Source organism: Polycladospora coralii (genome assembly GCF_014773435.2).
Lineage (GTDB): Bacteria > Bacillota > Bacilli > Thermoactinomycetales > Thermoactinomycetaceae > Polycladospora > Polycladospora coralii.
In genome coordinates this window covers 1-15,826 of record NZ_JACXAG020000008.1, presented here as the reverse complement: position 1 = coordinate 15,826, position 15,826 = coordinate 1, and the positions used below count along the sequence as shown (strand labels likewise).

Genomic DNA, 15,826 nt, shown 5'->3' with positions numbered 1-15,826 from the left:
TAAAGGTCTGGAAGTTAGCAGCGTGGAGGCGAGGAACGTTGTCTTTTTTTCGTGTAGGAGAAAAGTATCAAGGGATATATGAAATCGAAAAGGTACAATCTTTTTGTGATGGGGAACTGGCAATTGCGCGCTCAGGTTCTAGCCTATATTATCTACAATCTGTTCTTTTACAAAGACAGGCCCCATCTCGAGCCGTTCAACAATATCGTTCATTGCAAGAGGAATTAGTCATACAATATATTGAAGCTTATACGGAGGAGCGCTTTATCATCTTTGTGCGACCGTATGAAAAGATGACATTTTTGAAAGATTTACTCGTCTTGGAGAAACCGACTGAGGAACAAATTGTGCAATGGATGAAAAGACTTGTTATGCAAGCCAAAGCGTTAAAAAATAAAACCATGCCGATGTATTTATTACTGAATCAAGAAAATATTGGCGTGAACGAAAATGGCGAATTAAAAGTGATATACTGTGGGCTAGATCATATCACGAAGTTAGAATCTAACTTAGATTGGGGTAGCTTTCTATATGGTTTGTTAACAAGAGTAGATATGAAAGAGCCTATCTCCAAGATACCTTCAGATTTGGAATGTTCGAAGCCCATGCTGAAATTATTGCAAAAAAGTATGCAAGGTTCCTTAGATAGTATATCTGCACAAATCGAAAGCTATGAAAAAAAGAGTCAAGGCAAGAGCTTTTTAGAGAAATTATTTGGAAGTAACAGTAAAAAGAAACCAATTAAAATGAAGAAGCAAGATGAAGATGTAAAAGCGCTTCAGGCGGTTCCTGAGCGGAATGCATTACCGGAAAGTGAACCCGTACCCGTGACATCAAATGATGATCTGATTGCCCATATGAAGCTTGAATACGAACGTAAACAACAAGAGCTATTGAAGGAATTGGAAAGAAAGCAAGCAGAGCTTGATAAGTATAATCAGCAGCATAAATTAATGAATCAAGAAAATCACGAGCAGAAGCGCCTTGAGCATGAGCGTTTGGAGCATGAGCGTCTTGAACAGGAACGCCTTGAGCATGAGCGTTTGGAGCATGAGCGTCTTGAACAGGAACGTCTCGAGCAAGAGCGCCTTGAGCAGGAACGTCTCGAGCAAGAACGCCTCGAGCAGGAACGTCTCGAGCAGGAACGTCTCGAGCAAGAGCGCCTCGAACATGAGCGTTTGGAGCAGGAACGTGTTGAGCAAGAACGCCTCGAACATGAGCGTTTGGAGCAGGAACGTCTTGAGCAAGAGCGCTTTGAGCAGGAACGCCTCGAGCAGGAACGCCTCGAGCAGGAACGTGTCGAACAGGAGCGTCTCGAGCAGGAACGTGTAGAGCAAGAACGCCTCGAACAGGAGTGTTTGGAGCAGGAGCGTCTTGAACAGGAACGCCTCGAACATGAGCGTCTTGAGCAAGAGCGTCTTGAGCGGGAACGTGTGGAGCATGAGCGTCTTGAACAGGAACGTCTCGAACAGGAGCGTTTGGAGCAAGAACGCCTTGAGCAAGAACGTGTGGAGCAGGAACGCCTCGAACATGAGCGTTTGGAGCAGGAACGTGTCGAGCAAGAACGTCTCGAGCAGGAACGTCTTGAGCAGGAACGTCTCGAGCAAGAACGTCTCGAACATGAGCGTCTTGAACAGGAGCGCCTCGAGAAAGAACGTCTTGAACGGGAGCACCGTGAAAAGAAGTCTGAACTTTACCTACTGCAACAAGAAGCAGAACGTTTACGAAAATTGAAGGAAGAATTTGAGGCACGTGAGCAGGAGTTATTAGTGGAGCGGCAAAGACAACAAGCCCAAAACCAGCGTGAAACAGGCTCTTCTGACGAAGAGTTACGGAAACAACTCCACGATGCTAGAATTCAGAGAGAAAATCAAGAGCAGGAACAATTAGCGAAGCAGTTTGAGGAGTATATGAAGTTCATGTTTAAAGATAAGTAGTGCCTGTGGAGCTAGTTGCTCGTCATTAGGAATTTTACTTTGGTTAAAAAAGCGCACGAAACCCAAGAAAGTAAAAAATGGTCAAGGAGTTGTAGAAAGATTGATACTAAGATCTTTAGCAAGTTTAGGAATTGGAGCCGCAGTAGTTGATACACAGCTTGAAGATAAACCCATATATGCAGGAGATTTATTAAAAGGGGAGGTTTGCATTCAAGGAGGTGAGATTGAGCAACTCATCGATGATATCTATTTTTATTTGATGGTAGAAATCACGAAAAATGATAAAAAGAAGCCGTATATGTTAAAGAAAATTCACTTGTCAGAAGGGTTTACGATTCAACGGCGCATGACAAAAAAAATACCATTCGAAGTGAGAATTCCGCTTGAAACACCGATGTCAACGGGGAGTTATCGTGTTTTTGTCAAAACAGGACTAGATATAAAAAAAGCCATTGATCCGCAAGACGTTGATGATATCGATGTTGTTCCACCTGCTCTGATTCAAAAATTATTAAAAGAAGTGGAAAATGGTGGGTTTATTTTATATAAGATATCAAATCAATATGATCAATCAGTAAAGCCACATCCATTTTTTCAAATGTTTCAATTTAAACCTACAGGAAAAAACCATGGGTTAGTAGACGAATTAGGTGTCATATTCTCATTATCAGATAGAGAGATGCACATGGATATTGAAATCGTGCGTGCGGGCAGTGTACTACATACTGATTTTTACTGGAGCTTTGAAGATATTGGCCAGCCACTGCTTATGAATCGAGAACAAAGGTACGAAGATCCGATTCTAAAGCTACAAGAAATTTTAAATACGAACCAGTTTAAAAGATAAAGGAGAAACGACGATGTCTATATTTTTGAAAACACTAGCAAGTATGGGCATTGGTAATGCTAAAGTAGATACTCGCTTACAAAAGTCTGTCTTTAGGCAAGGCGAATTATTATGTGGAGAAGTATTTATTCAAGGCGGGCAAACCGAGCAAACCATCGATGAAATTTATCTATACTTAATGATGGATTATCAACATGATGATAAGAGACAAAAATATGAGGTGGAACACTTCCAACTGATGGAATCCATTCATCTAATGCCACATGAGACTAAAGTCGTTCCCTTCGAATTCATTCTTCCATTGGATACACCGATTTCGACTAGATTCGTGCGACTGTATTTAAAAACAGGGTTAGATATTAAAATGGCCCTTAATCCAACCGATGAAGATGGTATTGAGATTCTTCCCCAGCGTATGATCGATCAAACACTTAATGCTTTGGAATTGTTGAGTTTCCAATTAAAAAGTGTAGACTTACAGTTTGATGCGTATTATTCGAGACATCCTTTTGTACAGTCTTATTACCTCATACCGACCGGGTTTGTTTATGAAAAAAAGCTGGATCATATTTCAGTGATATTCCACATGCATGAAGAAGAAGTCGATATGATTATGGCGATTGATCGTAAAGCCAACAATTTAGTAAGTTCGATGGAAGAAGCACTTAACCTAGATGAGCGGTTCGTTCGGTTCACACTATACCGATCTGATTTTGATCAAGATTTAGAAGCGATTGCGCATCAGCTCCATGAAGTGATCTCGCCTTACTTAGATTAGATGTTTAAAAAGCGGGGTAAAGAGTTAAAGTAGGTTTATGTGATATCCAAGAGAGGGAGATGTGCGTATGTTTGGTAAAGTGGCCTCAGATATGATGGGATTAAGCGATGTAGGGACGATTATAGCACCTCAAGATTATGACAAAGTAGATGCTGATGATTATGTGATGCATGAAGATCAGGAAAAGATCTATTTTGTAATCAAGTCAAAATCGGATGAATACTGCTTTACAAATAAAGCATTCATTCACCTAGACGGACAAAGTGCTGTAAGTAAAAAGCGCCTTCTTAAGCGATATGATTATTATCTTCACCCTATTTCATTCGTGACAATTGAAACTGCCGGAACTGTCGATCTTGATGTTGAGATTAAGTTTAAATTAGGTGAAAATTTATATTCAATTGATGTGAAAAAATCGCAATTAGAACAATTAAAAGATCTATACAAATCACTGCTTAAAATCTCCGAAACGATGGCGGATAACGCGATGGCTTTAGAGTATGCCAAACAAAGCTTACAAATTGCCTCTTCTACACTTGGACGGGTAAATAATCAGCAAGATACCCCGCTCACAGCAAGCTTCAATGAGATTAATCAACATGCATTCACATGGTTATACCAAAATACGCAAAAGTACAGAATGAAAGACTTTGGATACATATTTGAACAGTATATTAACAACTAAAGCGATGTGGGCACAAGGCACTCTTCACAAAGCGTGCCTTGTGCCTCTTTTATGAGAGGGGCTCAATATATAAGCTAGTTATTGATCTTTTTTTTGGCTTCTTTTTTCATATCATAGTATTTGCTTTTAGCGGCACTTGTTGCATCATATAGTTCAGATTTAAAAGCGCTAGTGTGATCATAGGCATAGCTTTTAATCAATTTAGATCGATCATATAACCAACTTTTCACTTCCCTGCCACATCCGGGGGTTTCATCGCATACCTCGTACATCAAATCATACTCATCATCAGCCATTTGCCACATTTCGTCATAGGCATTGTCTACTTTTTCATATTCTGTATCGTACCAATTATCGACCTTATCATAATTGTATTCATACCAAAAATCCCAAGCATGATTTAGCTTATCTTTTTCGCTTTGGAAATAATCTTCAAGTTGTTCTTTCGATTCAACTGTGGAATAGCTTCCTTCTCCAGCTTTAGCTACTTTTTTTAATGCTGTTTGTCCAGCATCATCGATATCAAAGCCGATGATATTGACAATTGCACCAATATCGGAATAGTGAAGGCTAGAAGCGGCTTTTACTGGATCGCCACCGCACGTTTCAATACCATCACTTACGACATAGACGATATTTTCCGCATCAGTCTGAGACGCTAGATCTACCTTTGCTTGTTCAATTGCTTTTGCTAAAGGTGTCCAACCTACAGGATTGACAGATGATAATGCCGTTTTAAAGTTACTTTCATTATATTTAGATAGTGGATAAATCACTTCTGTACTTTCACATGACACTTGTTTGTCGGCATCACGATTACTGCCTTTGTTGCCATAGATTCTGAGCGATGCATGAATATTATCAGGCATTTGGGATAAAAATTGTTGAATGGATTGTTTAGCCAGCTCCATCTTGGTTTTTCCATCGATTTTTTCGTTCATGCTACCACTTGCATCTAATAGTATTTCGACATTCATTTTTCCTGGGACAATTTTACCGGAAGTACGACTTATGGTGGGCACTTTTGTATGTACGGGTGCCGTCGCATCAAATTGATCGATAAAATCGGCATAAACGGTGTAATCTTGCCCTACCAACTGAATGATGTTCTTGTAATTATCTTCCTCTTTTGCATCTAGTGATGTCTTGGATAATTCGGCAATCACCTTTTGTTTATCAAATTTTTTGCCTGCATATGTGCCAGCTGGTTCACGCAAAAACCACTTTAAATTTTTCTTTTCCGGCATCAAATAATTTTCAGGCCGCTCTTCTTTCTTTTCAGTTCCTTTATTTTCTTCTTTGTTAGTAGTATCATTTTTAGTTTGCTTTTCCTCTTGTTCTTGTTTTAATCCTTCTAATTGATTAACTAAGGAACTACATCCGCTAAGAAATATCAATGAAAAAATGAATAATACATTTAATAATCTCATTTTTTTCGACGCCTCCTCTTGTTCTTCTTTAATTTATCATAGATTTTTATAAAAAACGATAATGGCTCATCAAGTTGCACCTAAGCAAATGGTATAAAACAATGTGCTGAAATCATGATCGTAAGTAATCGCATCTCGTTTTCAAATGGGTTGTTTGGAGAATGATGATGTACAAACATAAGGTGGGTTAATGAACCTCTTCAAATTTTGATATACTAGTTCAGAGGTATGATATGGAATGGGGGATACGGTAATTGTTATCGATAAAAGCAGAAAGTTTGACAAAGGAGTTTAAAGTTTTTCAAAGCCGTCCCGGTTTGAAAGGGGCTTTTCGTGATTTATTTAATCGTCAGTATCGTGTGATTCGTGCGGTTGACGCCATAGATTTATCTGTAAATCAAGGAGAAATGGTAGGCTATATCGGAGAAAATGGTGCTGGAAAATCTACTACAATCAAGATGTTGACCGGCATTTTACAACCTACTTCTGGTCAGTTACTCGTAAATGGCTATGATCCACATGGACAGCGTGAGCAATTTGTGAGAACCATTGGTGTTGTCTTTGGACAACGTAGTCAGTTATGGTGGGATATTGCAGTGCAAGAGTCTTTTCGATTGCTACAAAAAGTATATCGGATTCCAGAGCAAGATTTTAAGCCCTATCTGGATCGGATGATTGAAGTGTTAAATATCAGTCCTTTATTAGATCAACCTGTTCGCAAGCTGAGCTTGGGGCAAAGAATGCGGTGTGAATTGGCTGCGGCCTTAATTCATCAGCCAGCCTTGCTTTTTTTAGATGAGCCTACGATTGGACTTGATGTTTTGGTTAAAGAAAATATTCGCCAATTCTTGAAGGAAATTAATAAAGAATTTGGGACCACGATTTTGTTAACCACACACGATCTGGCAGATATTGAAGCATTATGTTCTAGGGTGGTTATGCTGGATAAAGGGAAAATTATTTATGATGGCGGATTGCAACGGCTTCGTAACGAGTGGGGAGACGGTAAAAAGATACATATCGAAACTGTGGATACGTATACATTGTCGCAATTACAAGCCCAAACCGAAGGGATGAAAGTGCACTGGATTGAAGAAGGGCCTATGCGCTTTACAGCTATACTTGAAAATGGAAATGCCAAGGTACCTGAAGTCATTTCACGTATTGTGGAGCATGTTGCTGTACAAGAAATTCAAATTGAAGAAGCATCAACCGAGGAAATTGTGAGGAAGATTTATCAGGAGGGGCTTGTGCATGCTTAATATGTACTGGGAAGTGGTGCGAATTCGCTTCTTGATGATGTTAGCGTACCGCGTAAATTATTATAGTGGCATTATTATATACAGTTTAAATATTGGCGTGTATTATTTCTTGTGGATGGCGATATATGGGGATAATAGTTCGCTTCAAGCTATGACTGCGGTACAGATGGCTACTTATATCGCAATCTCATGGATGTCGCGTGCTTTTTACTTCAATAATATCGATCGTGAAATTGCACAAGAAATACGTGACGGCACAGTTGCGATCCAGTTAATACGCCCTTATCAATACTTGTTTGTAAAAGCATTTCAAGGATTAGGAGAAGGTATCTTTCGCTTGCTGTTGTTTAGTATACCGGGAATGATCATCGTCTCATTCATTTTTCCGATTGATTTACCAGGGATATCTCCAGCATGGGGCTATTTTGCTATTAGTTTGTTTCTAGGTTTTATCGTAAACGTTCAGATTAACTTAATGACAGGCCTACTTGCCTTTTATATTATGAACAACCAAGGTCTAATCTTTTCAAAGCGAGTCGTGGTCGACTTATTATCGGGACTGATCATTCCCATCACATTTTATCCAGAATGGGCACAAAAAATCATTATGTTACTTCCTTTTCAAGCGATTAGCTATTTGCCAACTATGACCTTGGTAAAAGGTATTTCGGGTTCGCAATTTTTGGATGCCGTTTTGATTCAGCTCGTCTGGATTCTATTATTATGGATACCGATCTACTTGGTTTGGCGACATGCTCGCAAACAACTGATTGTACAGGGGGGGTAAAATGTTTCAGATTCGGCTCTTTCATGAATACTTTAAGCAATACATGAAAACAAGGCTTGCTTATCGGTGGGATTTTTTAGCCCAATTTTTGACCAACTTTTTGTTTCAAGCGGTAAACTTGGTTTTCATATTAGTCGTTTTTGGTCATACATCAGATTTAAATGGTTGGAATCAATATGAGGTAATTGCGATATATGGATACTTTTTAATTCCATGGTCTATTTTTTCAGCCTTTTTTAACCTCTGGGATTTTAATGAGAAGTATATTATTAAAGGAGAGCTAGATCGTGTCTTGACAAGACCTGTGCATAGCTTACTCCAAATCATTATGGAGACCATGACACCCGAATCTCTAATTGGTGTATTTACAGGTGTGTTGGTGATGGGGTACGGGATCTATCATCTAGACTTAACTTGGACTTTACTAGATTTTTTCTTTCTCGTTTTATTTTCGATCGGCGGGGTACTTGTGTATGGTGGGATTTATACGATCCTTACCAGTATTAGCTTATATACAGACTCCAAAACTGATATTCAACCGATTATTTTCAATGTGAGCACATACGGGAGATATCCGATCAATATTTATCATCGCTTCATTCAGATTGCCTTAACATGGGTACTTCCTTTTGCTTTTGTTGGATTTTACCCCGCTAGTTATCTATTAGATAAACAAGAGTGGTTTTGGTATGCGATGGCTACACCACTTGTAGGCATTGTGTATTTAGGTCTGGGTGTGTTTACCTGGAACCAAGGTATTAAGCGTTATCGTGGTGCGGGTAATTAATGGACCCGCACTCCAATTAAAAATGCACTAATACCTAAGCCTACGCTAAGCAGGATATAGCTAATCATTCGTAGATATGCTTTTTGTTCCAGTAACGTGATATTTTCAACTGCAAATGTAGAAAAAGTTGTAAAGCCGCCCATTATACCCGTAGTGACGATTATAGCGAATGATGGATTTTGCATATGTGAGAAACTATAACCAAAACCGAAGCTGCCAATTGTGTTAATGATAAGGGTAGCGATGGGAAAGCGTTCAGGTGGAATGGCTTTCGAAAAAATTTGTGATAGCCAAAACCGAAGACATGCCCCTACTCCTCCTCCCAAAGCAATAAAAAGCCAAGCCAATAAATCCATATCGCGTACTCCTCTTAAAAAGATCAGCTTTGATGTAATTGTGGTGTTGATTGATGCAAATCAATACGCTTGCTAAAATATGGACTAAGTCCGGGTGTAAGCGAGTCGCCCCCCCACATAAGCACAAAGCAGGCCTAGACAGATGGAGGTAGATGCATATAGAAACGCAAGTGGTAGCTGTAAATTTACAAGCTGTGCGGTGAAGGCTGAAAAAGTTGTGAAAGACCCAATTAAACCCGTACCTAATCCAACTTTGATTTCATCGGGAACATTTCGTTTTTGCTTTGCATAAGCAAATAAAAAGCCTAATGCGAAACTGCCACATAGATTTACAAAAAAGGTGCCAGTAGGGAAAATGGATTGATCTAACCAGAGTGTTAGGAATAAACGTAAAGAGGTTCCAATCACTCCACCCAGAAATACATATAAATGGATGCGCACGAGATTTTCTCCTTGGATATTAAGGTGTTGGATCAGAATGGGTAGATTGCTGATCATCCTCATCTTCGCCAATCGTGACCTGATTAGATTGATTATCAATCATTTTTTCCACGATTTCCCCCATTGTACCATCTTCACCAGTAGCCGTAAGTCCGATATTAAGCGTACCTGATAAAGTATCCACACGTAATTCATGTATTTTATACTCGATTTTATCAATTTGCATCGGTTTAATTTGATCAATCTGTTCTTTTAGTTGATTATTTTCTTCAATCAATTGATTGACTTGTGTTGTGATTTGCACAATACAGTTCCACAAATACTGAATCTGATACTCGTACAATATAAACGCCTCCTTTTACACTCTCTTACAATATATGGACAACATTTGAGAAAACATGACCAAATTCGAAAGAAAGTAGTGACCAATTTAAAAGCACTTGAATAGATATAGGCATATGACCAGCTGATTACGGGAGGTTATCTGTTGTGAAGGGACAAAATGCGGATATGGTACGGTGGAATCAAATTGCACGTCAGTTTTTAGGTGAGGATTTTTTTGAGGAAATGTCTAGTGTAACAGAACGTAAAGACCCGTATGTGGATGTTTATCATTTGAATAATGAAGTCATCGTAGTGATTGATCTACCTGGGATGGATAATATACAAAATATTGAACTTAAAATAGAAGGGGATCAGCTTACGATAACGGGTCGTTTAAATACGCCTTATCAAGGTTTTTCGGCCATACTACAGGAAAGAAGGCGTGGGGAATTTCAAAAAATTATTCCACTAGGCGTAGCGGTGGAAAAGAGATATAACAGTGCGCGTTATCGTAAAGGGGTACTGGAAATTAGATTTTCAAAAGTTGTACCCACTCAGCATGAGAAGAAGAAAAAAACTTAGCAAAGACGGGTCATAGCTACAAAATATAGGAAGTGCAATTGATCAATTGGGGTGTTGGATATGGGGATTAACAATTTTTATAATGTACGGTTGGATGTAATATCAGCTGGAAGTAGCCTAAATAGTGGAAGCACGAGCAATATTGGTGCCGAAAGTAAAAATAAATCTTTAGGTGGCTCCTCCCCAATTGGAGATTTTGTTCGAAATGGGGACTTTGAGTGCAACTGTTTTTTAGATATTGACTTAGTTGACCAGAGCCAGCCACGAGTCATATAGAACAAATGAAAATCAACACGTTTGGAATCGGTGCATTTGGGTACGTACCATAAGAAAAACTAATCAGTTTGATTGGGAAGCTGCAGAAGGAGGTTATATGAAATGGGTACAATTAATAATATATTTAATGTACGCATCAATAGTGTTTCCGCAGCAGCTTCTGTTAATTTTGGAAATACGATTAATATCGGGGCAGAAAGTATAAATAAGTCTGTAGGAGGATCATCTCCGATTGGAGACTTTGCCCGAAATGCAGATTTCGAGCGTAATGTCTATATCGATCCGGATTTAGCAGATCAAAGCGGTCCTCGAGTCATTTAAGAAGGAGTGGGGGTAGTCGTGAATATTGTCATTCGATACATTAATATAAAAGCGATCACAAATACGGGATCGTTTAATATTGGTACCACACTTAATTATGTGACGAAAACCTCCGAATCTGAAGGCGATAGTGGCAGCCCTCCCTCTGAACCTTCACCTGAAACACCTCCACAACCTGATGTTCCATTTGATAAACCTATAAGACCAGATGTTCCGATGGATAGACCGGTACGACCAGATGTTCCACGTGTATAATCAGGTTGATGATGTTTATATTGAAACCATGTGGATCAACACCTTTGGTATAATATGGTTTAAGCGGATGCTATTCATATGATTGAGTAAGAGATGATAAAATAAGAAGAAAAGGAGCTCACAAATATGATGCAAGAAGGACAACCAGCAATAGATTTCACATTAAAAGGTACAGCGGGTCAAGATGTAAGTTTATCTGATTACAAAGGGAAATATATTATCCTTTATTTTTATCCTAAGGATCATACACCTGGTTGCACCACACAAGCTTGTGATTTTAGAGATCAATATGCAGCATATGAGGACTTAGGGGCAGTCATTTTAGGTGTGAGCCGCGATACAGTTGCCACACACCAGAAGTTTACGGAAAAGCATGCACTTCCTTTTTTACTATTGAGTGATCCTGATGCAAAAGTGTGTCAAATGTACGAAGTGTTTAAAGAAAAAAATATGTTTGGTCAGAAAAAAATGGGGATTGAACGTTCTACTTTTATCATTGACCCGCAATTTAATATTGTAAAGGCTTATCGCAAAGTTAAAGTAAAAGATCATGTTGCGTTAGCACTCGCATTTGTCAGAGAACATATCGAAAAAGGACAAGCCTAACGGGTTTTTGGAGAGGAGTTACGTGGTTTGCAGGCAAAACCTAAACGCGTACAAACAAAGAAAATCTTAAGCATACTTGCTGAACTATATCCCGATGCGCATTGTGAGCTTGACTTTCGTAATCCATTTGAATTACTAATTGCCACAATGCTATCCGCACAATCGACGGATAAACAGGTAAATAAAGTAACGAAAAACTTATTTGCTGAGTTGCCTCATCCACAGGATTACATCTTACTTACCGAAGAGGAAATTGCAACTTACATTCGAGGATTAGGTTTATATCGCAATAAGAGTAAAAGCATTAAAAAAACGTGTACGCTCCTAATGGAAAAATATAATGGAGAGGTACCCAAGAATAGAGCGGCTTTAGAAGCGCTTCCAGGTGTAGGGCGGAAAACAGCTAATGTTGTATTAAGTAATGCATTTGGTGTTCCAGCACTCGCTGTGGATACACATGTCCAGCGTGTTGCCAATCGCCTCGCATTAGCTGATAGCGATAAGCCCCTCGAAACAGAGCAACAATTGATGCGCAAAATACCACGTTCAGAATGGACCGATACGCATCATCGTATTATCTTTCATGGAAGAAGAATATGTGCTGCTCGTAATCCCAAGTGTTCCACTTGTCCACTTTTACCCTTCTGTTGGTATGGTAAAAACATGAGAATGTGATAGATTGACAAAATGATGGGTTACCAAGTAGACTAATTGTATAAATTATTAATTGATAACGATTATTTATGAACTTCAACATATTAAGGAGGTGTATGATCTTGCATAATAATCGGCTTACTACGGCGATCGAGATGTTAAAAGAAAATGGCGTGCGGATGACGCCGCAAAGGCATGCGATATTAAACCATTTATATGCCAGTTTAGAGCATCCAACTGCTGATGAAATATATAAATCATTGGAAAGTCAATTTCCAAACATGAGCGTTGCAACTGTGTATAATAATCTACGTGTCTTCAAGGAAGCTGGACTAGTTAGAGAATTAACTTTTGGAGACGCTTCAAGTCGCTTTGATGCAAATATTTTGGATCACTATCATGTAATCTGCCAAACATGTGGAAAGATAACCGACTTTGATCATGCATCTTTAAAAAGTATAGAAGAAAAAGCATCCCTAGCAACTGGATACAAGATTGATTCCCATCGGTTAGAGCTGTATGGAACCTGTACAACCTGTCAATTACAAGAACAATAAAGGAGCTTAGCAAACGCTAAGCTCCTTTATTATTCAGTAGATGCTGCTACTTCAGAATGATGGGGTTCTTCCTCGTACATCGCTTGTATGAGATGTCCATATTTTTTCTCGATTGTTCGTACTTTAATCGAAAGCTTTGGCGTAAGCTCACCTGATTCTATGGTAAGCTCATTTTCTAGAAAGCGGAACTTTTTCGGCTTTTCAAAAGGAGCAAAATCAGAAAGGAGTCGATCAATCTCACGCTGGATTTTAGAATGGATAAGTTCAGATCTAAGTAATTCAGCTCGATGGGTAAAAGATGTCCCTTTAGATTGTGCATATTTATGGCAAAAGTCAAAATCGAGTGCAATTAAAGCGGTTACATATTTGCGATGATTCCCAATAATAATGGTATGCTGAATAAACTGGCTTAAATTTAATACAACTTCAATCGGTTGTGGGGCTACATTTTTCCCGGTAGACAAAACGAGAATATTTTTTTTGCGATCGACAATTTTAACGTAACCTTCTTCATCGATTTCAGCGATATCTCCAGTGTGTAACCATCCATTTACAATGGTTTTGGCAGTCTCTTCCGGTTCTTTGTAATATCCCATCATTACACTTGAACTGCGAGCAACCAGCTCGTTATCAGGCATTAGTCTAATTTCTGTACCGGGAAAAGGAACACCTACTGTGCCAGGTTTATGATTGGTAACAGGATTACCCAAAATTCCAGTGGAAGATTCCGTCATACCGTATGCTTCAAAAGCAGGGATACCAATATAAGTGAAAAACAGACAGATATCACGGTCTAATGACGCGCCAGCTGACATCGTTGAGCGAAGTCTTCCGCCTAGCTTTTCTTGAAGTTTAGAGAAAACAAGATAATGAGCAAATGCGTGTTTGATCATTAATTTCTTGGGGACAGGCCAATTAAATCCTTTGCTGGTGTAGTGAAAACGTTCTTCAGAAATTTTCAGTGCCCAATTAAAAAGCTTCGCTTTAAGTGGAGATTTACGCAATTCGTTTTGAATATTGCTGTAAATTTTTTCGAATAATCGAGGAACAGCGACTAGTACAGTAGGTTTTACCTCTTGTAAGTTTTCTAATAATTTGAGTGGTCCTTCAGAATAGGCGATTGTAGCACCAAAGTATAGCGGTGTGAAATGTCCAGCCGCTCTTTCATAGATATGTGATGTGGGTAGGATGGATAAAAAAAGGTCATTTGTATTAAAAGGATGTGTTTGACTACAAGCTTCGATGGTGCTTAATATGTTGTGATGGGATAGCATCACACCTTTGGGGTTATTTGTGGTACCCGAAGTATGCACGATGGTAGCTAAGGTATGGGGCTGAATAGCAGGATAAGCCCAATCTTTTTCAGTCTCATATCGCTTTCTACCCATCTGTAAAACGCTTTCAAAATTTAATGCTTTTATACTACTCGTTGACTCTCCGTTCATCAAAATAAAATGTTTGGTGTGTTCAGGGGGATTTGAAATCCGTGCTAACATCTCGGGGGACTCTACGATGAGCATTTCTACGTCTGCATTATTTAATATAAACTCGATTTGTTTTCCGGTATTTGTAGCATATATCGGGACAGAAACTGCTCCGAGGCTCAGAATAGCAAGGTCACTAATTAGCCATTTATGAGAATTACCAGCCAAAATAGCTACTTTTGCTTCAGGGTTAATATTTAGACTTTTTAAGCCAAAGGCAAAGTCTTGAATGGTTTCCCATAGCTTTGAATAGGAAAGATCGACATAGCGACCGCTTTCTTTCCACATGAGTGCTGTCTTATCAGGGAGTCGTTTTACTGTGTTAGCTAACATTTCAACAAGATTATGTGGCTTCATTTTATATTCCTCCTCACGTAGAAAATCTCTTGTTCCTATTATAACGAAGAAGAGTTCACAAATAAATCAATTTCATCCGATTTGTGCCAAAATAAGAGATCCCTTATAGGAAGGATCTCTTATTTTGGCTTGTCTTGAGGTGCGTCGTTAGGATCAAGAGACAAGATGGCTTTGCAATGTGAGCATTCATCTTTTTTTCCTAACACTTTGGTTTTCTTTTGACATACCGGACACATCACATGGGGAGCATGTGTAGATAAAACACCGATCCAGAAGTAGATACCTACACTGACAGAGATTAAGATGAGACCGAGTGCGATAAAGATCGACATGACGGCAGGCCAAACAAATCCGAGATACATGACAATAATACTAATAAAGACGAGCAGTAATGCTGCTGTGCGAATCTTATTTAATTTACCAGAAAGTAGCACAAACAATCCTCCTATAATCAAACAAAATATCAGTGAGCCAATTAAATTTAAGAAGTGTATTACGGTTGAAATGCCTGTGAACCGCAACTTCACGTAGACAAAATCAGACGGGTCTGACCAGTTCTTTGTGATGCGAGCGTGCATGGAAAACGAAATCACACAATCCGGCTAATCGCTACAAACTTAACTTGCACCACGCGTAAGTAATAGGGATCGTTTTAGTCAAAAGGTAACACGAGTAGTACAACTGCTAACGTTCCATACCTATCATACTTTAATCACTGAGTTGGTGAAAGTATATAGAATGACTATGTTGTGAATCCGTCCTATTTAATAGCGCAATTACAGTGATATAGGTGCGTTCAGCTTCTCATTGTTTTACAAGGGTTTTAATTTTTATATAAAAAGAGTTGACTTGTTTTTATATCGATGGTAAGATGTTTCTTGTCGCCACGATGAGGCGGTAACAACTGAAATGTTCCTTGAAAACTAAAGAGTGACACATGACCTGTTCAATTTTTATATGAGCTTACAAGCTTACCATTATATGGAGAGTTTGATCCTGGCTCAGGACGAACGCTGGCGGTATGCCTAATACATGCAAGTCGAGCGGATGAAGTACCTTCGGGTACGGATTTAGCGGCGAACGGGTGAGTAACACGTGGG

20 protein-coding genes and 1 rRNA gene are annotated in these 15,826 nt (G+C 39.0%); 15 read left to right on the top strand and 6 right to left on the bottom strand.

The window, feature by feature from the left end; genetic code table 11:
• Positions 1-38 precede the first annotated feature (38 nt).
• The 4 genes from IC619_RS13805 (at position 39) to IC619_RS13790 (ending at position 4,247) form a co-directional block, all read left to right on the top strand.
• Complete coding sequence (locus IC619_RS13805) at positions 39-1,937, top strand: coiled-coil domain-containing protein (RefSeq protein ID WP_191140728.1); 1,899 nt, start codon at positions 39-41, stop codon at positions 1,935-1,937.
• A 100-nt stretch (positions 1,938-2,037) separates the two neighbouring features.
• Positions 2,038-2,784: a sporulation protein gene (locus IC619_RS13800; protein WP_191140727.1), complete on the top strand. Its 747-nt coding sequence runs from the start codon at positions 2,038-2,040 to the stop codon at positions 2,782-2,784.
• A gap of 13 nt (positions 2,785-2,797) precedes the next feature.
• Entirely contained in the window at positions 2,798-3,562 is a 765-nt protein-coding gene (locus tag IC619_RS13795; RefSeq protein WP_191140726.1) for a sporulation protein, read from the top strand.
• A gap of 67 nt (positions 3,563-3,629) precedes the next feature.
• A complete protein-coding gene (locus tag IC619_RS13790) occupies positions 3,630-4,247 on the top strand; it encodes a PH domain-containing protein (RefSeq protein ID WP_191140725.1) in 618 nt (205 codons plus the stop codon).
• Between the two features lie 74 nt (positions 4,248-4,321).
• Here IC619_RS13790 and IC619_RS13785 read toward each other — a convergent pair whose 3' ends face one another.
• Positions 4,322-5,677 (bottom strand): VWA domain-containing protein, encoded by a 1,356-nt coding sequence (locus tag IC619_RS13785; protein WP_191140724.1) that lies wholly within the window; start codon positions 5,675-5,677, stop codon positions 4,322-4,324.
• A 254-nt stretch (positions 5,678-5,931) separates the two neighbouring features.
• On the opposite strand from IC619_RS13785, the gene IC619_RS13780 reads away from it, so the two are divergent.
• From IC619_RS13780 to IC619_RS13770, 3 genes are read left to right on the top strand one after another with little or no spacing between them, the layout of a single operon-like run.
• The gene (locus IC619_RS13780) at positions 5,932-6,939 is read left to right on the top strand and encodes an ABC transporter ATP-binding protein (protein ID WP_191140723.1); all 1,008 of its coding nucleotides are present in this window, start codon (positions 5,932-5,934) and stop codon (positions 6,937-6,939) included.
• Positions 6,932-7,726, top strand: coding sequence for an ABC transporter permease (locus IC619_RS13775; RefSeq protein ID WP_191140722.1), 795 nt, complete (start codon positions 6,932-6,934; stop codon positions 7,724-7,726). Before IC619_RS13780 ends, IC619_RS13775 begins: the two co-directional genes overlap by 8 nt.
• Before the next feature lies 1 nt (position 7,727).
• Positions 7,728-8,513, top strand: coding sequence for an ABC transporter permease (locus IC619_RS13770; RefSeq protein ID WP_191140721.1), 786 nt, complete (start codon positions 7,728-7,730; stop codon positions 8,511-8,513).
• Here IC619_RS13770 and crcB read toward each other — a convergent pair.
• The 3 genes from crcB to gerPC form a co-directional block, all read right to left on the bottom strand.
• Positions 8,510-8,869: a fluoride efflux transporter CrcB gene (gene crcB, locus IC619_RS13765; RefSeq protein ID WP_191140720.1), complete on the bottom strand. Its 360-nt coding sequence runs from the start codon at positions 8,867-8,869 to the stop codon at positions 8,510-8,512. The genes IC619_RS13770 and crcB overlap by 4 nt on opposite strands.
• An 84-nt stretch (positions 8,870-8,953) precedes the next feature.
• On the bottom strand, positions 8,954-9,310 hold the full coding sequence (locus tag IC619_RS13760; protein WP_347239805.1) for a fluoride efflux transporter FluC: 357 nt from the start codon (positions 9,308-9,310) through the stop codon (positions 8,954-8,956).
• Between the two features lie 19 nt (positions 9,311-9,329).
• Complete coding sequence (gene gerPC / locus IC619_RS13755; protein ID WP_191140718.1) at positions 9,330-9,653, bottom strand: spore germination protein GerPC; 324 nt, start codon at positions 9,651-9,653, stop codon at positions 9,330-9,332.
• A 146-nt stretch (positions 9,654-9,799) separates the two neighbouring features.
• Between gerPC and IC619_RS16875 the strand changes: the two genes are divergently transcribed.
• From IC619_RS16875 to IC619_RS13720, 7 genes are all read left to right on the top strand, one after another.
• Positions 9,800-10,216 carry an Hsp20 family protein gene (locus tag IC619_RS16875; RefSeq protein WP_191140717.1) on the top strand — a complete coding sequence of 139 codons (417 nt, stop codon included), beginning with the start codon at positions 9,800-9,802 and terminating at the stop codon, positions 10,214-10,216.
• A gap of 60 nt (positions 10,217-10,276) precedes the next feature.
• Complete coding sequence (locus IC619_RS13745) at positions 10,277-10,492, top strand: spore gernimation protein (protein WP_191140716.1); 216 nt, start codon at positions 10,277-10,279, stop codon at positions 10,490-10,492.
• 102 nt (positions 10,493-10,594) lie between these two features.
• The gene (locus tag IC619_RS13740; RefSeq protein WP_191140715.1) at positions 10,595-10,813 is read left to right on the top strand and encodes a spore germination protein; all 219 of its coding nucleotides are present in this window, start codon (positions 10,595-10,597) and stop codon (positions 10,811-10,813) included.
• A gap of 18 nt (positions 10,814-10,831) precedes the next feature.
• Entirely contained in the window at positions 10,832-11,068 is a 237-nt protein-coding gene (locus IC619_RS13735) for a hypothetical protein (RefSeq protein WP_191140714.1), read from the top strand.
• Positions 11,069-11,197: 129 nt separating this feature from the next.
• A complete protein-coding gene (gene bcp, locus IC619_RS13730) occupies positions 11,198-11,674 on the top strand; it encodes a thioredoxin-dependent thiol peroxidase (protein WP_191140763.1) in 477 nt (158 codons plus the stop codon).
• 27 nt (positions 11,675-11,701) lie between these two features.
• Positions 11,702-12,349, top strand: a complete 648-nt coding sequence (nth, locus tag IC619_RS13725; protein WP_191140713.1) for an endonuclease III — start codon at positions 11,702-11,704, stop codon at positions 12,347-12,349.
• Between the two features lie 95 nt (positions 12,350-12,444).
• Positions 12,445-12,885 (top strand): Fur family transcriptional regulator, encoded by a 441-nt coding sequence (locus IC619_RS13720; protein WP_191140712.1) that lies wholly within the window; start codon positions 12,445-12,447, stop codon positions 12,883-12,885.
• A 29-nt stretch (positions 12,886-12,914) separates the two neighbouring features.
• Here the strand turns inward: IC619_RS13720 and IC619_RS13715 are convergent, their stop codons facing one another.
• Together IC619_RS13715 and IC619_RS16870 are read right to left on the bottom strand one after the other, a co-directional pair.
• Positions 12,915-14,726, bottom strand: coding sequence for an AMP-dependent synthetase/ligase (locus tag IC619_RS13715; protein ID WP_191140711.1), 1,812 nt, complete (start codon positions 14,724-14,726; stop codon positions 12,915-12,917).
• Positions 14,727-14,845: 119 nt separating this feature from the next.
• A complete protein-coding gene (locus IC619_RS16870; RefSeq protein ID WP_347239804.1) occupies positions 14,846-15,160 on the bottom strand; it encodes a DUF2614 family zinc ribbon-containing protein in 315 nt (104 codons plus the stop codon).
• A 544-nt stretch (positions 15,161-15,704) separates the two neighbouring features.
• On the opposite strand from IC619_RS16870, the gene IC619_RS13705 reads away from it, so the two are divergent.
• A 16S ribosomal RNA gene (locus IC619_RS13705) occupies positions 15,705-15,826 on the top strand; the annotation flags it as partial.